Annotated in this window: 19 protein-coding genes; 16 read left to right on the top strand and 3 right to left on the bottom strand. The window is 50.0% G+C overall.

The genetic code is table 11. The annotated features are described in order from the left end of the window. Window positions 1-13 precede the first annotated feature (13 nt). The 8 genes from KDM87_RS14105 (at window position 14) to KDM87_RS14070 (ending at window position 9,781) form a co-directional block, all read left to right on the top strand. Window positions 14-766 carry an isoprenyl transferase gene (locus KDM87_RS14105; protein ID WP_212679671.1) on the top strand — a complete coding sequence of 251 codons (753 nt, stop codon included), beginning with the start codon at window positions 14-16 and terminating at the stop codon, window positions 764-766. 84 nt (window positions 767-850) lie between these two features. Then, the gene (locus tag KDM87_RS14100) at window positions 851-2,296 is read left to right on the top strand and encodes a mannose-1-phosphate guanylyltransferase/mannose-6-phosphate isomerase (RefSeq protein ID WP_212679670.1); all 1,446 of its coding nucleotides are present in this window, start codon (window positions 851-853) and stop codon (window positions 2,294-2,296) included. 689 nt (window positions 2,297-2,985) lie between these two features. Next, window positions 2,986-4,239 carry an urea ABC transporter substrate-binding protein gene (gene urtA / locus KDM87_RS14095; protein WP_212679669.1) on the top strand — a complete coding sequence of 418 codons (1,254 nt, stop codon included), beginning with the start codon at window positions 2,986-2,988 and terminating at the stop codon, window positions 4,237-4,239. A gap of 177 nt (window positions 4,240-4,416) precedes the next feature. Further along, the gene (gene urtB, locus KDM87_RS14090; RefSeq protein WP_230407795.1) at window positions 4,417-6,111 is read left to right on the top strand and encodes an urea ABC transporter permease subunit UrtB; all 1,695 of its coding nucleotides are present in this window, start codon (window positions 4,417-4,419) and stop codon (window positions 6,109-6,111) included. Then, complete coding sequence (gene urtC, locus KDM87_RS14085) at window positions 6,111-7,193, top strand: urea ABC transporter permease subunit UrtC (RefSeq protein WP_212679668.1); 1,083 nt, start codon at window positions 6,111-6,113, stop codon at window positions 7,191-7,193. The genes urtB and urtC overlap by 1 nt, the downstream gene beginning before the upstream one ends. 20 nt (window positions 7,194-7,213) lie before the next feature. Continuing rightward, window positions 7,214-8,056: an urea ABC transporter ATP-binding protein UrtD gene (urtD, locus tag KDM87_RS14080; RefSeq protein WP_230407811.1), complete on the top strand. Its 843-nt coding sequence runs from the start codon at window positions 7,214-7,216 to the stop codon at window positions 8,054-8,056. 69 nt (window positions 8,057-8,125) lie between these two features. Continuing rightward, entirely contained in the window at window positions 8,126-8,824 is a 699-nt protein-coding gene (urtE, locus tag KDM87_RS14075) for an urea ABC transporter ATP-binding subunit UrtE (RefSeq protein ID WP_212679667.1), read from the top strand. A gap of 30 nt (window positions 8,825-8,854) precedes the next feature. Continuing rightward, window positions 8,855-9,781 (top strand): urease accessory protein UreD, encoded by a 927-nt coding sequence (locus KDM87_RS14070; RefSeq protein WP_212679666.1) that lies wholly within the window; start codon window positions 8,855-8,857, stop codon window positions 9,779-9,781. Between the two features lie 425 nt (window positions 9,782-10,206). Here the strand turns inward: KDM87_RS14070 and KDM87_RS14065 are convergent, their stop codons facing one another. From KDM87_RS14065 to KDM87_RS14055, 3 genes are read right to left on the bottom strand one after another with little or no spacing between them, the layout of a single operon-like run. After that, window positions 10,207-10,959 (bottom strand): hypothetical protein, encoded by a 753-nt coding sequence (locus KDM87_RS14065; RefSeq protein ID WP_212679665.1) that lies wholly within the window; start codon window positions 10,957-10,959, stop codon window positions 10,207-10,209. Next, complete coding sequence (locus KDM87_RS14060; RefSeq protein WP_212679664.1) at window positions 10,898-11,221, bottom strand: DUF4325 domain-containing protein; 324 nt, start codon at window positions 11,219-11,221, stop codon at window positions 10,898-10,900. Before KDM87_RS14060 ends, KDM87_RS14065 begins: the two co-directional genes overlap by 62 nt. A gap of 1 nt (window position 11,222) precedes the next feature. After that, a complete protein-coding gene (locus KDM87_RS14055; RefSeq protein ID WP_212679663.1) occupies window positions 11,223-12,545 on the bottom strand; it encodes a hypothetical protein in 1,323 nt (440 codons plus the stop codon). Between the two features lie 479 nt (window positions 12,546-13,024). On the opposite strand from KDM87_RS14055, the gene KDM87_RS14050 reads away from it, so the two are divergent. The 8 genes from KDM87_RS14050 (at window position 13,025) to KDM87_RS14015 (ending at window position 19,317) form a co-directional block, all read left to right on the top strand. Then, complete coding sequence (locus KDM87_RS14050) at window positions 13,025-13,327, top strand: urease subunit gamma (RefSeq protein WP_190480778.1); 303 nt, start codon at window positions 13,025-13,027, stop codon at window positions 13,325-13,327. An 8-nt stretch (window positions 13,328-13,335) separates the two neighbouring features. Beyond that, window positions 13,336-13,662, top strand: a complete 327-nt coding sequence (locus KDM87_RS14045) for an urease subunit beta (RefSeq protein ID WP_212679662.1) — start codon at window positions 13,336-13,338, stop codon at window positions 13,660-13,662. Further along, complete coding sequence (gene ureC / locus KDM87_RS14040) at window positions 13,659-15,356, top strand: urease subunit alpha (RefSeq protein ID WP_212679661.1); 1,698 nt, start codon at window positions 13,659-13,661, stop codon at window positions 15,354-15,356. The genes KDM87_RS14045 and ureC overlap by 4 nt, the downstream gene beginning before the upstream one ends. 4 nt (window positions 15,357-15,360) lie before the next feature. Further along, window positions 15,361-15,885, top strand: a complete 525-nt coding sequence (gene ureE / locus KDM87_RS14035; RefSeq protein ID WP_212679846.1) for an urease accessory protein UreE — start codon at window positions 15,361-15,363, stop codon at window positions 15,883-15,885. 28 nt (window positions 15,886-15,913) lie between these two features. Further along, window positions 15,914-16,594, top strand: coding sequence for an urease accessory protein UreF (locus KDM87_RS14030; RefSeq protein ID WP_212679660.1), 681 nt, complete (start codon window positions 15,914-15,916; stop codon window positions 16,592-16,594). A gap of 64 nt (window positions 16,595-16,658) precedes the next feature. After that, window positions 16,659-17,366 (top strand): urease accessory protein UreG, encoded by a 708-nt coding sequence (ureG, locus tag KDM87_RS14025; protein ID WP_408058739.1) that lies wholly within the window; start codon window positions 16,659-16,661, stop codon window positions 17,364-17,366. Between the two features lie 70 nt (window positions 17,367-17,436). Further along, a complete protein-coding gene (locus KDM87_RS14020) occupies window positions 17,437-18,060 on the top strand; it encodes a HupE/UreJ family protein (RefSeq protein ID WP_212679659.1) in 624 nt (207 codons plus the stop codon). A 153-nt stretch (window positions 18,061-18,213) separates the two neighbouring features. Further along, a complete protein-coding gene (locus KDM87_RS14015) occupies window positions 18,214-19,317 on the top strand; it encodes a hypothetical protein (RefSeq protein ID WP_212679658.1) in 1,104 nt (367 codons plus the stop codon). Window positions 19,318-19,399: the final 82 nt, after the last annotated feature.

The raw sequence follows: 19,399 nt of genomic DNA, 5'->3' as shown, positions 1-19,399 counted from the left end.
GAATGTAAATTGTATGAGTAAAGACTTAGATAAGCCTGCCAGGGCTGAATCAGGAAACATCCCCGAACATATCGCAATCATTATGGATGGTAACGGCCGTTGGGCAAAACAACGTTTGTTGCCCCGTTTTGCCGGCCACACCAAAGGGGTGAATGCTGTCAATAAAGTGGTGGAAGCATGTTGTAACCGTGGTGTCCGTTATCTGACCTTGTTTGCGTTCAGTTCAGAAAACTGGCGTCGTCCACCGGAGGAAGTCTCACTGCTCATGAAATTGTTCCGGAAAGTGCTGGTACTTGAAATCAACAACATGTGCCAGAACAATATCCGTCTGAAAATCATTGGTGATCTGAGCAAATTCGATACCGAACTCAAGCAACTGATTCAAAACGCTGAAGAAAAAACGGCGGCCAATACCGGGCTGACGCTGACGATCTGCGCCAATTACGGTGGCCGCTGGGATATCGTTAATGCCTGCAATGAATTGATTCGCGATGGGCTGGATCAGGACAGCATTACCGAAGAGATGTTGTCGTCAAAATTATCGATGGCCTACGCGCCGCCGCCAGACATGCTGATACGCACCGGCGGCGAAGCACGCATATCGAATTTCTTGTTGTGGCAAATGGCGTATTCAGAGTTTTTCTTTACCGATACCTACTGGCCGGATTTCGATGGTAAATCGCTGGATGAGGCGATCGCTTCGTTCCAGAAGCGCGAACGTCGCTTTGGCAGAACCAGCGAACAATTGCTGGAATCCTCTGAGTAAATCAGCAGGCGAGTTCCAGAATAAGGTTCAGGACAAAGCGCTGACTAGCGCTAATGATAGAAGTGATGCAGGCGGGAATTATCCATGACCAAAATTGTTCCGGTAATTTTATGTGGTGGCTCAGGCACCCGCCTGTGGCCATTGTCACGCGCGGGTTTTCCTAAGCAGTTTCTGGTGCTGTCTGGCACCACCAGTCTGTTTCAGCAAGCGGTGCAGCGCGTGAATGCGATTGCAGACAGCGATATTCAGCTTAGTCCTACGCTGATCGTGACCAATGAAGAGCACCGTTTTCTGGCGCTCGACCAGTTACGTGAAATGAAATCCGTCGCTGCCAGTCTGTTGCTGGAACCCGCCGGAAAAAACACGGCACCGGCGTTGACGCTGGCGGCGCTCGAAGCCACGGCCAATGGCGATGATCCGGTTCTGGTGGTGACACCGGCAGATCAGACCATACAGGATGACGCCGCGTTCACCAACGCATTGCAGCAGAGCGTGCGTGCCGCCAGCGATGGTGCCATTATTATTTTAGGCATTACGCCTGATCGTCCGGAAACGGGTTATGGTTATATCCGGCGGACAGGGCAGGCGGCATCGTTCGGTGAATCTGCGGTCGCGCAATTTGCCGAAAAGCCCGATGTCGTGACGGCGCAGCAATATCTGGACAGCGGCGAATATCTCTGGAACAGCGGCATGTTTGTGCTCAGAGCCAGCACCTGGCTCAAAGCGCTGGCGCAATTCCGGCCGGATATTGCGGAGTCTGCCAGACTTGCCTGGTCGGAAAAATCCAGTGACGCTCAATTCATCCGTCCCGGCGCGGCTGCTTTTGCCAACATTCCGGCAGACTCTATCGATTACGCCGTGATGGAAAAATGCCCGGGGTCAGCTTTTGACATACGCATGATTCCGCTGGCCGCCGGTTGGAACGATCTGGGTGCGTGGGATGCGGTCTGGCAGGTTGGCAAACAGGACGCGCAGGCCAATGTGACTTACGGCGATGTGATACAGACCAATTCCAGCAATAGCCTGATTTATTCTTCCAGCCGCCTGGTCAGCACCGTCGGCATTGATCATCTGGTGGTGGTGGAAACGCCGGACGCAGTGTTAGTGGCTGATAGGCGTCAGAGTCAGGATGTGAAGGCGATTGTGGCGCAATTAACGCAGCAGGGGCGGCAGGAACATACATTACATCGCAAGGTGTATCGTCCCTGGGGCTGGTATGACAGCATTGATGAAGAAGAACGCTTCAAGGTCAAGCGCATACAGGTCAAGCCCGGTGCCAGCCTGAGTCTGCAAAAACATCATCACCGCGCGGAACACTGGGTCGTGGTCAGAGGAACGGCCGAAGTTACTTGCGGCGATAAAGTCATGCTGCTGACGGAAAATCAATCGACTTATATTCCTTTGGGTGAGGTGCACCGGCTGGCGAATCCGGGTGCGATACCGCTGGAAATCATCGAGGTGCAGTCCGGAAGTTATCTGGGTGAGGATGATATTGTCCGCTTTGAAGACACCTATGGCCGTACGAAGTAAATGCGGTAAGGTATAAAAAAAGTGCGTTAGCAAGCAAGCGCATTTCTTTTGATGTATGTCATGGCAATGACACAATTTCTTGGTATGATTCATCTCAGTTACTGTACATACAACTGATATGTATGACGGTAACAAGGTGTGCCGGATCAGCAGATAGCGGATTGGCCACCGTCCAGAACAAGGGTACGGAGACTGAACAGACAGTCTCCGTATTTTTTTTGCGCGTTGCTTTTATTCGTTGCGCACAATGTGAATGCAGGGCTGCACTGAAAATGACAGAAAGCGCCTTGCTGTTCAGATTCAGATACTTCTCGCCCCGTTCTGGTTCAGGCAGATGCCTGTCTGCCCGAATCACGCTCAGATCTGCAATCGCAACGGCGTCCGCACTGAGACATTGCGGGGCATTCGCGCCGCAAATTATCTCAACCTGGCGCACCCCGCACAGCGACGGAGCCTCGCCAGGCTGAAAAAAAGCCTCCGCAAGCGCTAAATATACCCCCCCCAGTATGTAAAACAGCCCAATATTCATAAGGAGATAAGGCTGTTTTCTGCATATACTCCCCCGATTTTTCTTATTTAAGAATAGCGGAAGCACATTTTTGCCGCTTTTCGCGAACGTGGCACGCTATCTGCTCATAGGCTGGTGAAGCTTGCAGTTTCTTTGTTACCCACCACCTTCAGGAGAAATCATGACACGTCGTACGGTTTTGAAAGCAACAGCAATAGGCGCAATAGCGCTCGCCGCATCGGGCTGGATGGCTCAGGCATTCGCAGCAGAGACGATCAAAGTTGGCATCTTGCATTCCTTGTCGGGAACGATGGCGATTTCTGAAACCTCGCTGAAAGACGTGGCGCTGATGACGATTGACGAAATCAATGCCAAAGGCGGCGTGATGGGGAAAAAACTGGAAGCCGTCGTCGTTGATCCGGCATCGAACTGGCCCTTGTTTGCCGAGAAAGCACGACAGTTAGTCTCGCAGGATAAAGTCTCAGTCGTGTTTGGTTGCTGGACGTCGGTGTCACGTAAATCAGTGCTGCCAGTGTTTAAAGAGTTGAACAGCCTGCTGTTTTACCCTGTGCAATATGAGGGAGAAGAGCTGGAGAAAAACGTGTTTTACACCGGTGCCGCACCGAATCAGCAAGCGATCCCGGCGACAGAATATCTGATGTCGAAAGAGGGCGGCGCGGCAAAACGTTTCGTGCTGCTGGGTACGGATTATGTCTATCCACGCACAACCAATAAAATCCTGCGCGCTTTCCTGCATAGCAAAGGCGTGAAAGACAGCGACATCGATGAAGTCTACACACCGTTTGGTCACTCGGATTATCAGACCATCGTTGCGAATATCAAGAAATTTTCTGCCGGTGGCAAAACGGCAGTGATCTCGACGATCAATGGTGACTCCAATGTCCCTTTCTATAAAGAACTCGGCAATGCCGGTCTGAAAGCGACTGATGTGCCTGTCGTGGCGTTCTCAGTCGGTGAAGAAGAATTGCGCGGTGTTGATACCAAACCTCTGGTCGGCCATCTGGCGGCATGGAATTACTTCCAGTCGGTCAAAAATCCGGTGAATGCCGAGTTCATCAAAAAATGGAAAGCGTATGCGGCTGCCAAAAAATTGCCGAATGCTGCGACCGTGGTGACGAACGATCCTATGGAAGCAACCTACGTCGGCATTTATATGTGGAAGCAAGCAGTGGAAAAAGCCAAATCCACTGATACCGATAAAGTAATCGCAGCGATGGGTGGGCAGACTTTCAAAGCACCATCCGGTTTTGAACTGACGATGGATGCGACAAATCACCATTTGCATAAACCCGTCATGATCGGCGAAATCAAGGCGGATGGTCAGTTCAGCGTCGTCTACAAAACCAAAGCGCCTATCCGTGCGCAACCTTGGAGCCCGTATATCCAGGGCAATGAAGCTAAGCAAAAGCTGTAAGCAGCGCGGCAGTTTCCTCCTTGCGTGAGCACTTCCTGGTGTTTTCCCGACTGACCAGGTTGTTGCTTGCGCGTGTGGGGAATCTGGCTGGTTTTCATTTGCGGCGGCGGTATTTTCCCGCTCTCGTACACAACCAGATTGCACGAAAATTCGATTAATGAACACGTCTGCAGAACTATGACATTCCAGAAAATGTTGGCTCGCCTGCTAGTCACGATGTCCGCCACATTAGGTGGAACATCACGTAGCAGATTACGTAGCAGATTACGTGGCGGATTATGCAGCCTCTTGTTCAGCATCGCGACAGCAATATTGCTGCCAGCGACAGCGCATGCGGCGATCGACGCGAGTCAGCTCAAGGCGCTGGCGGGTGATGATCCGGATGCCCGCATCGTTGCGGTGAATGCGATAGCCGCGCTGGCGAATGACGAAGCTGGCAAAGTGCTGAGCGCACTGAAAAATGAAGAATTGTATTTCAAAGACGATCAGGTTTTTCTGCCTGATGGTGAACAGTTTATTTCTCTGGCCGATGGTAAAAAAGTCGTCTTACCCGATGGTGCGGATGTCATTGCGATTAACAATCGGCTGCGGGCGGCAGTTGATAGTGCCTTATCCGGTCTGAAGCTGTTTGCGCCAGAGCGCGCCGTTCGTCTGGCAGCGGCGCAGGCGCTGCAAAAAGAAGCGACGCCGGAACAATTGCCTTTGCTGAATAAGGCATATGTCAAAGAAAAAGATCCTGAGATCGGCGCATTGCTGCAAATGCTGATTGCCACCGTCAATCTGCACGCAGAAGACCCGGCCATCCGCAAAGCGGCGCTGAAGACGCTGGTCAATAGTGCGAATGCCAATCTGCGACCGGCATTGCAGGAAATGATTGCGCAGCGTGCTGATGGCAGCTACGCCGAGCCGGATGAAAGTATACGCGTTGCCGCAGTGACGACCCTGAATGCCATCGACAGTCGCATAGCCCGCACCGAATTCGTCGGCAATCTGTTTTACGGCATCTCGCTCGGCAGCGTGTTGTTACTGGCAGCGCTGGGGTTGGCGATCACGTTCGGGCTGATGGGCATCATCAATATGGCGCATGGTGAATTACTGATGATAGGAGCCTATACCACTTACGTTTGTCAGTCACTGTTCCGGCATTTTTTTCCGGAAGCGATTGATGCGTATTTATTGCTGGCTGTGCCAGCGGCTTTTCTGGTGTCGGGCATGGTTGGTATCGTGCTGGAGCGCACGGTGATTCGCTGGCTCTATGGCCGCCCTTTGGAAACCCTGCTTTGTACCTGGGGTATCAGTCTGATGCTGATGCAGGGTGTGCGTTCATTGTTCGGTGCGCAAAATGTCGAGGTCGCTAATCCTGCCTGGATGTCTGGCGGTGTCACGGTGATGGGCTCGCTGGTGCTGTCTTATAACCGCATCATCATCATTTTCTTTTCGCTGGCAGTTGTACTGGCGGTCTGGCTGATACTGAATAAAACCCGCATGGGCTTATTTGTGCGGGCCGTCACGCAAAATCGCCGCATGGCCGATTGCGTCGGCGTCGCCACCGGCAAGATCGATATGCTGACATTTGGCCTCGGCTCGGGTATCGCGGGTCTGGGCGGCGTTGCCTTGTCTCAGCTGGGGAATGTCGGCCCTGATCTTGGGCAGAGCTATATCGTTGATTCGTTTATGGTGGTGGTGCTGGGCGGCGTCGGACAGCTTGCAGGTACGGTGATCGCCGCGTTTGGTCTCGGTGAAGTGAATAAATTTCTGGAACCGGTGGCAGGTGCTGTGATGGCAAAAATTGTGATTCTGGTGTTTATCATTATCTTCATTCAACGCAGACCGCAGGGCTTGTTTGCACTCAAGGGAAGGAGTGTTGACTGATGCGCCATTTATTTTCACGTCCGGCATGGGCGGGCATCATCATACTGGCGCTGATCGCCGCCTTACTGCCTGTGTTGCATCTGCTGTTCCCGGCAGGGCATGCCTTGCATGTGTCAGCGTATGTGATCGGTATCGTTGCGAAGTTCATGTGTTATGCGCTGGCGGCGATGGCGCTGGATCTGGTGTGGGGTTACACTGGTATTTTGTCTTTGGGCCACGGCGTCTTTTTTGCGCTCGGTGCTTATGCGCATGGCATGTATCTGATGCGTGCGATTGGGCGTGATGGTGTGTATCAAAGCGATTTACCCGATTTCATGGTGTTCCTCGACTGGAAAACCTACCCGTGGTACTGGTCGCTGACGGATCATTTCTGGTATTGCATGGCGCTGGTGGTGCTGGTGCCCGGTGTGCTGGCGTTCATTTTTGGCTATTTCGCTTTCCGTTCCAGAATCAAAGGCGTGTATTTTTCCATCATCACGCAAGCGATGACCTTTGCTTTCATGCTGCTGTTTTTCCGCAATAACACAGGCTTTGGTGGCAATAACGGCTTTACCGATTTTAAGCGCATCCTCGGTTTCAGCATTACCGCGCCCGGCACGAAAGCGGTGCTGTATCTGACCACCTTAGTGATTCTGCTGGCCGCCTTATTTTTGTGTCGCTGGATCGTGCAATCCAAACTCGGGCGGGTGTTGCAGGCGGTCAGAGATTCCGAATCCCGCCTGATGTTCATCGGCTACGATCCACTATGGTTCAAGCTGTTTATCTGGACTTTGTCGGCGGTCTTGTGCGGCATCGCGGGTGCCTTGTATGTGCCGCAGGTTGGTATTATTAATCCGTCTGAAATGTCACCGGGAAATTCCATCGAGATGGTGATCTGGGCAGCCGTTGGCGGACGCGGCACTTTGCTTGGCCCGATTATCGGCGCGTTCACTGTGAATGGTCTGAAGAGCTGGTTTACGGCAGCTTTTCCTGATCTCTGGCTGTATGCGCTGGGTTTGTTATTCATACTGGTGACCCTGTTTATGCAGCAAGGCATTTTAGGCTTGGCGGGTAAATTCAGAAAACGCGGGGAGGCCGCATGACTTACTTGATGAACGGCGTGATGAGCGGCGTATTGCGTCCCGGCCAGCAATACGCATCGGCGACCGGCGATCAGGGTGTTTCTTATGGCAGAGTCCGGCAGCAAGGTGTCGATACCACGCATGGCGCGATTCTGTATCTGGAAGATATCGTTGTCTCCTTTGATGGTTTTAAAGCGATTAATCATCTGACGCTGGATATTTCTGTCGGTGAATTACGTTGCATCATCGGCCCGAACGGTGCCGGTAAAACGACGATGATGGATGTGATTACCGGCAAAACCCGGCCTGCATCGGGCACCGCATTTTTTGGTCAGACCATGGATCTGAGCAAAATGAATGAAGTCGAAATTGCGCATGCCGGTATTGGTCGTAAATTTCAGCGCCCCACGGTGTTTGAGCAGCACACCGTATTCGACAATCTGGAACTCGCCATGAAAATGGATAAGCGGGTCAAGACGACTTTATTTGCCAGATTGAATGGCGAGCAGCGCGACAAGATTGCAGCGATACTGCAACTGATACGTTTGCAGGGCGAAGAAAAACGCCTCGCAGGTTTGCTGTCGCACGGGCAGAAACAATGGCTGGAAATCGGCATGTTGCTGATACAGGAGCCGCAACTCATTTTGCTCGATGAGCCAGTGGCAGGCATGTCCGACGCTGAGACCGCGCGTACCGCTGAACTGCTCAACGAGCTGCGCGGCAAACATTCGATCATGGTGGTGGAACATGACATGGGATTTGTGACCGAGATCGCACAACAAGGCAAAGTGACCGTCTTACATGAAGGTGCCGTGCTGGCAGAGGGAACGATGCAACAGGTGCAGGCCGATGAACGTGTGATCGAAGTTTATCTGGGGCGCTGATGCGGATCAGTTTTGCGCTTCCTTGCTAGCGCCGGATTCAGGTCGTGCTCGTTTTCACTCAGGAAAGTTATGCTAGAAGTTATTCAACTCCATCAATATTACGGCTCCAGTCATACGCTGCGCGGCATTTCCCTATCCTTGAATAAAGGTGAATGCCTGACCTTGCTGGGGCGTAACGGCGTCGGTAAAACCACCTTGCTCAAATGCCTGATGGGTGTGTTGCCTGCATCACAGGGTGAAGTGATATTTGAAGGACGCAATATTAAGAAGCTGACGCCGCATGAGCGGGCGAAAGCTGGTATTGCCTATGTGCCGCAAGGGCGCGAGATATTTGCCCGTCTGACAGTGGAAGATAATTTGCTGATGGGCATGGCCACGCTGCCAGCGAAACGCGCCAAAACGATCAAAGGCGAAGTGTATGAATTATTTCCCGTGCTGAAGGAAATGCTGCACCGGCGCGGTGGCGATTTGTCTGGCGGTCAGCAACAGCAACTCGCGATTGCCCGTGCTTTGCTGGCGGAACCGAAGCTGATTATTCTGGATGAACCCACCGAAGGCATACAGCCATCGATTATCAAGGACATTGGCCGCGTGATCCGGCTTTTACGTGAACGCGGCGATATGGGCATTTTGCTGTGCGAGCAGTATTTTGATTTTGCACGTGAACTGGCCGATCAGTTTGTGGTCTTGTCGCGCGGCGAAGTCGTGGCGTCCGGCACACAGGATTTAATGGATGGCGACGATATCAAACGCCATCTGGCGGTATAGTGTGGTTCTTGTTTTTTGTATTGAGTCTGCATGAGCTTGCCCATCATTGTTAGTGCGTCTGACCCTGAATCAGCATCATCAGCTTCATCAGCATTGTCAGCACCATCCGCGCCAGAAAAAAAACACTGGCAGGCACGTTTGCAACTGGGGTTCACCAAAGATGCGGCAACCACACGCCTGACTGAACGTCAGCACAGCGGCCCGCTGCGAGTGCAAAAACCTTTGTATCCCGAAGGTGCAGAGATTTGCCACGCGATCATTATTCATCCTCCCGGTGGCGTGGTCGGTGGAGATGAATTGCAGATTAGCGCAACGCTGGGTGCTGGAACCCACGTCCTGATCACCACACCCGGCGCCGCCAAATGGTATCGCGGCAACGGTTACACCTCTAAGCAAGCTGTGGTGCTGCATGTCGCTGACGGTGCAGTCATGGAATGGCTGCCGCAGGAAACCATATTTTTTGATGATGCCTGCGTATCCTTGCATCAGGATATTCACCTCAGTGGCAATGCCGCCGTCATTGCGTCCGACATTCTGTGTTTTGGCCGCACCGCTGCTGGTGAAACCTATACCAGCGGCAGCATCTGGCAACACAGTAAAATCTATCGCGACGGCAAACTGATCTGGTTTGAGCAAGGTTGCCTGGAGGGCGATGGTGAGTCCATGCAAAGTCCGCTGGCACTCGCTGGTCGCTCCGTCAGCGGCATGGTGCTGGCAGCCGGAGCTATGCTCAGCAGCGCACAGCTTCTGCAATTACGTGAAGAAAGCTGCGCCTTGCTGGATGCTCGCGAACCCCAGGCTTTATGCGGCGTCACGCAAATGAAGTCAGTGCTTGTCGCACGTTATCTCGGCAATTCCAGCGAAGTCGCCCGCACATGGATGCAACTGGTCTGGCAACACCTGCGCCCCGTCGTCGCCAGACAACCTGCACGTATACCGCGCATCTGGAATACCTGATTTTTTAAGATTTTGTTTGTCACACTACCTATATGACTCCCTTTTAATTTGAGCATTAAAGTTAGCGTCAATCTCGTCAAAAATATTGGGAAATATCTAGGTGTTAAGGACGTATACGTAACATATAAGACTTATTTGGAACTGAATTTGACAGAGCTGCCATCATGGTCTGTGCTTAGCTTTAAATCTAAAGTTAGTTGTTGAAGTGTGAAGAATAAAATAGGCGAAGCGTTAGGTGATCGGTCGCCAATAAATAAGATATCAATACACCAAGAAGTGTGTTGAAGTTACAGTATTAAGGAATCAGGCATATTTTTTATTTTCAGGCGACGCTGTATAAAAAATAATGAAGCAATAAAAATGCAAAAGTAAGACGACGTGGTTCTTTGACTTTGTCTACAAAGGCGGCTAATTATTATGTGTATTTATTTTAGGTGAGATTGGTAGTCTTTAATTAATTTAAGTATTTTCATCATTTCCTCTCGAATCAGTGCTTGAAATTCGGTGCGTGTGGTATGTTTTCCAGTCACACCTCGCTCATTTGAGAAGCAAAATTCAATTAATTGTTCGTCAATCGAGTCTAACCCTTCTTTAGCCTTCTTCGCTAACATGCCGTCAATAAGAGATAGTGACGACAGACTCATCTGCAAATCAAGCAGCTTACTTTTATATTGGTCGTGGAATGGTCGCAGCTTCGTTTTGTCAAAACCTGCCATACCATAGTGCTGGGGCGTGGCAGCGGTCATTTCAATAAGAATTTTAAGTAAAGGTTCAATTGCAATTGGGCTAATAACTTTTCTTATCCAATAATCATCCTCAATCGAAAGCTTGCGTGCGCGATTATCCTTACGAACGTTATAAATTGTTAATCCAATGGACATCAATATCGAGATGATTGACAAAATGATCGGGACTATCTTCGATAGATCACCTTTAATTATTTGCAATGATTCTGTAGCAAATTCAGTTTGCTGAGATGGGGAAGCTGAATTTAAAATTACAGCTGATGTTGATGATTGTTCAGCGGGGGAGATTGACAGGGTTGTTTGGGGTTTTCCTTCAGATTCGCTTTTTATTGTGCCAGCAAAGCTATCTGATGGCACGATGAAAAACAAACTAATTAGTAAAAATATCCTTGTCTTGCAAAGCTCGAGATACGCAGCTGTCAATAACTTCATGGAATAACTCATTAGTATTAAAGTGAAATTTATTGTAAAACGCGTCCTTGCTTCCAGCTTTAACTACACTTTTCCCAAATAACCCCAAAATAAACGAGCTGCTAATTGAATAAGTACTATCAGGAATATTAACTTCTACTTCTACATTTTGCTCATCATAAGAATCAACATGCAACTTTACACGCAACTGTTCACCTCTCGGTCTGCCAGTAAAGACAGGTCCTTCTAAAGTGCCAAAATCAATAATCACAGTATTACCCATTTTAGTTCTCAGCCAAAGTAATGGTACTTTTCGAGCTAAGTGGAAAGCGAATGCTAATAATTGTGCCCGGAAAATGTAAGTCCGCCAATGGCTTTACATATTCTGAATCAGGCTTTTGGTACAAGTCATTAGCAGCATTAAAGGCAATCACTTTACCACGTCCCGCGCTTTCGCGCATTTCATACTTGCCGTCAAACAAAAAGTATGTTCCGCCTGATACGATAGCCATTTTTGCCTTTATTTTGCTAGTAGCTGCGCATTCTTTATAAACTTTCTGAAAAAAACCAATCAGGTCGCCAGTCCCTTGTCCTCTTGTGTCATTTTTTGATGTATTTTTTGAGCTTACGTGTCCTTGTAATGCCATTAATGTCAATAAATCTGTTTGACGCCAAACATTAGAAAAAAATCCTGCTCCATGTTGCAGCTTTAAATATGGGTCGATTTGCTGGCGTGTATAACTATCTTTTGGTAGTGCTTTTAACGTTTCTCCAATTGATTTACCAAAATTAAATATCGCTATTTCGCATATCGGGTCATCAAGTGAGTTGTCAAGATACCCTTGAATAGTCCAATCAACAAATCCCGGGTGATCTTCAGCATTGCATAAAATTTCACCTATATATTCACAAAGATGGAAGCGAGCTCTTGCGGTCAATTTTCGGTTGTGGTCTCCCAAACAAGTATCTATATGATCTGAAAACTCTTGAATTGTCTTAGACTTAAAATCAGCTTTGCGAGGATCTGATTTGGCTGTGTAATGTCGATTACGTTTATCAAATAATCTCAACTCAGCAGTTTCATCCCTGTTTGGCAATTCGTGCTTCACATTGAGATGTTTCACAATGCCCATTGATCGAATAAATCGCTTAACAGATTCTTCTTTTGGATATAAACCAGAGAATTTCGTTTTTATTCGTTTTTGACGCCCCTCTACAACAATCTCAGATGCTACTAAATCTAGCAAAGCATTCGCTGCAAGGTCATACACCTCAAGTTTAGTTTGATCTATTCGAATTGACTTTACCCTATGTTCGCGGACAACTTTGGCAAATTTTTGAATAAGCCCGATCGAACTAATTGGATTTTCAATAATCGAAAAAACTTTCGGTACGTCAACGATTAACACTTTTCCAGTTTCTTTTACATCCTTTTTGAATGACCTAGCAAGCATTCTAATGATGTGTGATCGTTCACCAAAACGCTGCTTGTGTTCGAGAGTTTTAATTGACTGCTTTCTCTTTTTTATTTGGATTCTGTCCCTTCTTCTCTTTGTTTTTCTAAAGCGTTTGTTGGATAAGAGTTGATCTACTTGAATTGGCAGCATTTATAAATCACCGGAACTGTTTTTAGTTATTGTAAGCAGGTTCAACTTAGACGAATGTCCATGTTGGTTTTATTTTAAGTGTTGATTATATATTTGGCTTGATCTGTCATGTGATTTTTAAAAATGCAGCTAATAACCTGCAAAAGGAGTTCCGCGCGCGATTCCAAAATTCAATTGTATGAATGTTACGTAGTCGGGCTATCTTGAGTCTGTGCTCATTTGCTCATTCACTATCTCCAAATAATGAGTTGATGAGCGTTAATCTAAATTTGGAATATTTAAAAGTTAGCTTATAAAACACTTCAATATAATCCCTGCCTGTATCCCAATCGCACCAAAATCAATCAGTCCGCACTTATATGATGCGCCTGTCATTTCGCGGTAGTGCGTTGGTAACAGGCCGTGGTGCATTCCGGCTGGTTTGATTCTTGCTGTTTCTGCTAACAACACATTGCGTATGCAGATGAGGAAAGCGAACGATGGATCTGAGCCCGAGAGAGAAAGACAAACTACTCATTTTTACGGCGGCGCTGCTGGCGGAACGACGCAAAGCGCGTGGACTGAAACTGAATTATCCGGAGGCAGTCGCGCTGATTACTGCTGCGATTATGGAAGGTGCGCGCGATGGTAAAAGCGTCGCAGAGCTGATGTCCGATGGCACGCAGATATTAAGCCGCGCCGATGTGATGGAGGGGATTCCTGAAATGATTCCGGATATTCAGGTCGAGGCGACTTTTCCGGATGGCACCAAGCTGGTGACTGTTCATCATCCGATTCCATAGGAGGCCACATGATTCCGGGAGAAATGCTGATCGCTGACGGCGATATCGAGCTGAATGTAGGGCGGCAGACGACGTCGCTGACGGTCGCCAATAGCGGTGACCGGCCAATTCAGGTGGGCTCGCATTTTCATTTTTTTGAAACCAATCCGGCGCTGCAATTCGAGCGGCAGACTGCTTATGGCATGCGCCTGAATATTGCTGCGGGCACCGCGGTACGCTTTGAGCCGGGGCAGCGACGCACGATAGAGCTGGTCGCGCTGGCGGGTGATAGACGGGTGTTTGGTTTCAGCGGTAAGGTCATGGGCGCACTGGATGCGAAGGAGAAAAACGCATGAAAATTTCGCGTCAGGCGTATGCCGAAATGTTTGGCCCGACCACGGGTGACCGTATCCGTCTAGCCGATACCGGCTTATTTATTGAAATCGAAAAAGACTTTGCAATCTATGGCGAAGAAGTCAAATTTGGCGGTGGAAAAGTCATACGCGATGGCATGGGGCAATCGCAGCGCCCGCATGCGGATGTGATGGATACGGTGATTACGAATGCTGTCATCCTCGATCACTGGGGTATCGTCAAAGCGGATATCGGTTTGAAAAACGGCCTGATCGCTTGCATAGGCAAGGCGGGTAATCCTGATATTCAGCCCGGTGTGGATATGGCGATCGGCGGTGCGACCGAAATCATTGCGGGCGAAGGCATGATCGTCACTGCCGGTGGCATTGATTCGCATATTCATTTCATTTGTCCGCAACAGATAGAAGAAGCACTGATGAGCGGCGTGACGACCATGCTGGGTGGCGGCACCGGGCCTGCGGTCGGCACTGCGGCAACGACCTGCACGCCGGGGCCGTGGCATCTGCATTCCATGATCATGGCGGCTGATGCATTTCCTATGAATCTAGGGTTTTTAGGCAAAGGCAATGTCAGCCTGCCGTTGCCGCTGGAAGAGCAAATCCGCGCCGGTGCGATAGGTCTGAAGCTGCATGAGGACTGGGGCACAACGCCGCAGGCCATCGATAATTGTCTGAGTGTGGCCGACAACATGGATGTGCAGGTCGCCATTCACAGCGACACCTTGAACGAAGGCGGTTTTTTAGAGCACACACTGGCCGCATTCAAAGACCGCACGATACATACTTTCCACACCGAGGGCGCGGGTGGCGGCCATGCGCCGGATATTATTGCCGCAGTCGGTGAGGGTAATGTGCTGCCGTCATCGACCAATCCGACCCGGCCTTATACCGTCAATACGCTGGATGAACATCTGGATATGCTGATGGTCTGTCATCACCTTGATCCCGCGATTGCAGAAGACATCGCGTTTGCCGAATCGCGCATACGTCGTGAGACGATTGCTGCCGAAGATATTCTGCATGACATCGGGGCGATCTCGATGATGTCGTCAGATTCGCAGGCGATGGGGCGCGTCGGTGAAGTGATTATGCGCACCTGGCAAACTGCCGACAAGATGAAGCAGCAGCGCGGTGCATTGCCGGAAGACAGTCGGCATAACGATAATTTCCGCGCCCGCCGCTACATCGCTAAATACACGATTAATCCGGCGATCACGCATGGCATTTCGCATGCGGTGGGCTCGCTGGAAGTCGGCAAAATTGCCGATATCGTGTTGTGGAAACCCGCGTTCTTCGGCGTAAAACCGTCGATGATACTGAAAGGCGGCATGATTGCGGCGGCGCAGATGGGCGACCCGAATGCGTCGATTCCCACACCGCAGCCTGTGCATTACCGCATGATGTTCGGCGCGTTTGGTGGCGGCCTGAAAAAGTCGTTCACCTTTGTTTCGCAGGCGGCATTAGATGCCGGTTTGGCGGAGCAACTGAAACTCAGTAAAACCCTGATTCCGGTAAAGAACACGCGCACGATACGCAAACAAGACATGATCCTGAATGGGCTTACGCCGAAGATGGAAGTGGACCCTGAAACCTATGAGGTGCGTGCGAACGGTGAATTGCTGGTGTGCGAACCGGCAAAGATTTTACCGATGGCACAGCGCTATTTTTTATTCTGACATGATGCTGACACTCCATACAAAAATAGAACGCAGTGAAAATGCTGCACAGATCGACGGCCAACTCATCCTGCCGTATGAATTACGTGAAAAATCACGTTTGCGTGCGACCTTGCAAAGCGGTGAAGACGTGGCGGTATTCACCGTGCGCGGCACCGTGATGCGCGATGGTGATCTGATGCTGGCAAATGATGGCCGCATTATTCAGGTGCTGGCGGCGGCTGAGCCTACTTATAAGGTCGAATGTGCGAATGCGTTTGCGCTGCTGCGTTGTGCATTCCATCTGGGAAACCGGCATACGCAGGCGCAACTCGGCGATGGTTTTTTGCGTATTCGTAAAGACCCGGTACTGAAAGAAATGCTGGAAGGCCTGAACGCGGTTGTAACTGAAGAAATGGCGAGTTTTGAACCTGAGGCCGGCGCTTATGGCGGCGGTCATCATCATGGTGGCGATGACATGCATCCGCATAATCCGCTGGCACCGATACCGTTGCGACAGCGCATACATCGCCCTTCGGATAAGCAGTAAGCAACAAAAAACTAAAAACAATAAGCACATGCAATCCGCCGCCTTACTTCATCTGTTGCAGCTCGCCAGCCCATCGTTGCCGATCGGGGCTTACAGCTATTCGCAGGGTTTGGAAGCAGCGATAGAAAACGGTAGCGTGAAAAATGAAGCGACCGCGCGGGCGTGGATCACCAACTATCTGCGTGAAGTGGTTGCCCGCTTTGAAGCGCCGATTTTATGGCGACTGATACACGCGTTTCAGCAAAAAGATCTGGCTGCCGTAACGTACTGGAATGAGTTATTTATCGCCGCCCGCGATACTGCAGAGTTTCGCGCAGAAACCATACAAATGGGATATTCGCTGGGCAAGCTGGTCGGTGATTTGCAGATCGCTGATCCTGCATTGCTGACGATCTTGCAGGCGCAAAGTGAATTGCCATTGCCGACGGCGCTGGCTTGCGCCGCCGTCGCGCTGGAAGTGCCTGCGACTGCGGCTTTGCTGGGCATGTTATTTACCTGGGCAGAAAATCAGGCGCTGGTGTGTGTGAAATCAATACCGTTGGGGCAGGTTGCAGGGCAGCGTTTATTGCTGTCTTTGCGTGCAGATCTGGAAGCCGCAGCGACGATGGCAGAGCATCTGGAAGACCATCAGTTATCGAACTGGTCGCCGGGTTTGTCGCTGTTGTCCATGCAGCATGAGGTGCAGTACAGCCGTTTGTACCGCTCCTGATTTGCAGGCGGAAGTTCAGGATCGGCGCTACCGCATCAGTCAACATCAGAACAACAGGAACAGAATGACTATGAATACAGAAAATTTAAACGCAGAAAACTTAAACGCAGCAAATTTACAAGCAGCAGATATCAGCGCCACAACCGGTAACAGCGAACCGAATCCTTTACGTGTCGGTATCGGCGGCCCGGTGGGTTCCGGCAAAACCGCCTTGTGCGAAATGCTGTGCAAACGCATGCGCGATGACTATGAAATGGCGGTCATCACGAACGATATTTACACTAAAGAAGATATGGAAATTCTGCTGCGTGCCGATGCGCTGCCAGCGGAAAGGCTGATGGGTGTGGAAACCGGTGGCTGCCCGCATACCGCGATCCGCGAAGATGCCTCAATTAATCTGGAAGCGATTGCGCGTATGAGTGCCGATTTTCCTGATCTCGATCTGATTCTGGTGGAATCCGGTGGCGATAATCTGGCAGCAACCTTCAGCCCGGAATTATCCGATCTGACGATCTATGTGATCGACGTCGCGGGCGGTGAAAAAATCCCGCGTAAAGGCGGCCCCGGCATCACCCGTTCTGATCTGCTGATCATCAATAAAACCGATCTGGCTCCGCACGTCGGCGCGAACCTCGACATCATGGCGCAGGATGCCAAGCGCATGCGTGGCACACGCCCGTTTGTGTTCACGAATCTGCGCACTGGTGACGGGCTGGAGACGGTCGTCAGTTTCATCCGTGAGCAGGGAATGCTGGACGAAGTCAGATCGTAAGTCCTGCAGTATTTTTTCTGAAAATTATTAATTCGTACCATTCGTATTCACCCAAGCTGAAGGAAAAACCATGAAATCCATCACCGTTCAATCCCGCCTGTTACTGAGATTGTTGAGCTTGCTGAGCGCAACATTGTTCGCAGCAACGCCAGCGTTTGCCCATGTCAGCGTGATGCATTCCATCGCCGGAGGCAGTGGCTTTCTGGCTGGCTTTCTGCATCCGTTGATGGGGGCGGATCATTTACTGGCGATGCTGGCGGTGGGCATCTGGGCCGCGCAGCATCAGCGCCCGGCATACTGGTTGCTGCCACTGGCATTTCCACTGATGATGACGGCAGGCGCTGCGCTGGGCATGAGCGGCGTCATCCTTCCCGGCGTGGAAGCGGGCATTGCGGCTTCTGTGCTGATCCTGGGATTGCTGATTGCGGGCGCGGTGAAATTGCCGCTGGCCGCCAGCACCGCGCTGATCGCAGTATTCGCGGTTGCCCATGGTTATGCGCATGGAGTTGAAATGCCAGCAGATGGTAAAGCCTTGTCGTTCGCTGCCGGTTTTGTAGTGGCGACTGCCTTGCTGCACCTGAGCGGCTTGTTGGCGACGATCACCGCAAACCGCTTACTCAGTACAAAACTCAGCCGCATCGCCGGTGCCGGTATTGCGCTGAGCGGCTTGTTTTTTGTGTCAGCGATGACTTGAAATTTGTAAGGAAATATAACAATCATATGCCTGATTTACAAAGAAATACACTTCTGTGTTTTAGTCACACAGAGGATGTTGTTGTTAAGGAAATTTCGTGACATCATCGCACTGATCGCTGAAAAACTACCTCTCTGAAAATGGAAAGGCTCTATGCAAGAAGTGCAGACAACCACAATTTTTACCCGGAAAAAACGCCAGCTTATACCGATAGAAAAGCTGGCGTTTTTTGCGTTTTTTATCAGTATCTCTTGCAGCCTTTACTGGTTGTTTTATCTGAATTTACTGGATGTCGAAAAGTTGAAAATGTTGTTTTCGCAGCGTCATGCTGAACGTTGGCTGCTGTTTTGTTTGTGGGGGCTATTTTTAATTGCGTATTGCTTGATGCGGTGGTCATACCGTACAGCCAGACTAATCGTTGATGGTCATGGTATCCGCCTGGAGCAGACGTCAGAATTTTTATTGGCAAGGCTGTGTTTTTACCAAAGAAATGTGTGTTGGAGTGATCTTGAAAATGTGACTTATCTTGAGCGCTTTGACATATTACAACTACGCATGGGACAGAAAAAATTGCCGTGGGCGATTCGTGTCAAAGACTGGCAACGACAAAATTTCGATACAACTTTGACTGTTGACGGCAAAGAACATGCGCTGATTCATTTGCTTCGTGAGCGCGGTGTGATGGATAGTTTTCCTCCGGATAAAAATCTGGATGCCGTCATGTTTGACTTAGCAAAACATCCGGCGACACGGGCGCTGCTGGTGCTCATGATGGCTTTGCTGGCCTATATTTTTATTGACGCCAAACTGCAGACGGAATCCTGGGCTTTTTTTTCGGCGCGTTACTGCTTACCGCATGCGCTGACCGGCGTCGCAGCTGGTGTCGTTGTAGCTCTGTGGTTGTTCAGTTCAAGTCGGCGTTTACTCATACCCTCGCGTGTGATCGTGGTCATGACTCTGCTGAGCAGTATGATGTTTTCTGTGGCGAGTTACGTGGGGGGGATACGGATCAATCAGATGTTTGGCGGCGTGATGCTGGAGGCTCAATATCACAGAAATATGTTTTGCGATGCACTTGTGCCTGAAGAAAAAAATTTGCCAGTGATTGAATATACGAATCGCGCCAGACCATACTGGTGCAGCAGAGGTGAGGATGATCTGATTTTGGTCAGAGTTCGTCAAGGCTTTTTCGGACTGTATCAGGTTGATTTGCGGGAACATAGTGAGGCGATTCGCAATTTCAGACAGCAGCACTGAAATTTTTTCGCCTCGTATCAATGTGCCGTTCTTATTCATAGTTTGCGTGAAACGTATTTCAGACGAAGCTATTTTGCTTCCG

The sequence above is a fragment of the Cognatundibacterium rivi genome, from assembly GCF_018139565.1.
GTDB lineage: Bacteria > Pseudomonadota > Gammaproteobacteria > Burkholderiales > Burkholderiaceae_D > Undibacterium > Undibacterium rivi.
This window is presented reverse-complemented; position numbering and strand designations above follow the sequence as displayed.

Excerpts from the sequence above, each read along its gene's own strand:
- KDM87_RS14105 (WP_212679671.1), top strand. The coding sequence starts at position 14 with ATGAGTAAAGACTTAGATAAGCCTGCCAGGGCTGAATCAGGAAACATC.
- KDM87_RS14100 (WP_212679670.1), top strand. The coding sequence starts at position 851 with ATGACCAAAATTGTTCCGGTAATTTTATGTGGTGGCTCAGGCACCCGC.
- urtA (WP_212679669.1), top strand. The coding sequence starts at position 2,986 with ATGACACGTCGTACGGTTTTGAAAGCAACAGCAATAGGCGCAATAGCG.
- urtB (WP_230407795.1), top strand. The coding sequence starts at position 4,417 with ATGACATTCCAGAAAATGTTGGCTCGCCTGCTAGTCACGATGTCCGCC.
- urtC (WP_212679668.1), top strand. The coding sequence starts at position 6,111 with ATGCGCCATTTATTTTCACGTCCGGCATGGGCGGGCATCATCATACTG.
- urtD (WP_230407811.1), top strand. The coding sequence starts at position 7,214 with ATGAGCGGCGTATTGCGTCCCGGCCAGCAATACGCATCGGCGACCGGC.
- urtE (WP_212679667.1), top strand. The coding sequence starts at position 8,126 with ATGCTAGAAGTTATTCAACTCCATCAATATTACGGCTCCAGTCATACG.
- KDM87_RS14070 (WP_212679666.1), top strand. The coding sequence starts at position 8,855 with ATGAGCTTGCCCATCATTGTTAGTGCGTCTGACCCTGAATCAGCATCA.
- KDM87_RS14065 (WP_212679665.1), bottom strand. The coding sequence starts at position 10,959 with ATGAAGTTATTGACAGCTGCGTATCTCGAGCTTTGCAAGACAAGGATA.
- KDM87_RS14060 (WP_212679664.1), bottom strand. The coding sequence starts at position 11,221 with ATGGGTAATACTGTGATTATTGATTTTGGCACTTTAGAAGGACCTGTC.
- KDM87_RS14055 (WP_212679663.1), bottom strand. The coding sequence starts at position 12,545 with ATGCTGCCAATTCAAGTAGATCAACTCTTATCCAACAAACGCTTTAGA.
- KDM87_RS14050 (WP_190480778.1), top strand. The coding sequence starts at position 13,025 with ATGGATCTGAGCCCGAGAGAGAAAGACAAACTACTCATTTTTACGGCG.
- KDM87_RS14045 (WP_212679662.1), top strand. The coding sequence starts at position 13,336 with ATGATTCCGGGAGAAATGCTGATCGCTGACGGCGATATCGAGCTGAAT.
- ureC (WP_212679661.1), top strand. The coding sequence starts at position 13,659 with ATGAAAATTTCGCGTCAGGCGTATGCCGAAATGTTTGGCCCGACCACG.
- ureE (WP_212679846.1), top strand. The coding sequence starts at position 15,361 with ATGCTGACACTCCATACAAAAATAGAACGCAGTGAAAATGCTGCACAG.
- KDM87_RS14030 (WP_212679660.1), top strand. The coding sequence starts at position 15,914 with ATGCAATCCGCCGCCTTACTTCATCTGTTGCAGCTCGCCAGCCCATCG.
- ureG (WP_408058739.1), top strand. The coding sequence starts at position 16,659 with ATGACTATGAATACAGAAAATTTAAACGCAGAAAACTTAAACGCAGCA.
- KDM87_RS14020 (WP_212679659.1), top strand. The coding sequence starts at position 17,437 with ATGAAATCCATCACCGTTCAATCCCGCCTGTTACTGAGATTGTTGAGC.
- KDM87_RS14015 (WP_212679658.1), top strand. The coding sequence starts at position 18,214 with ATGCAAGAAGTGCAGACAACCACAATTTTTACCCGGAAAAAACGCCAG.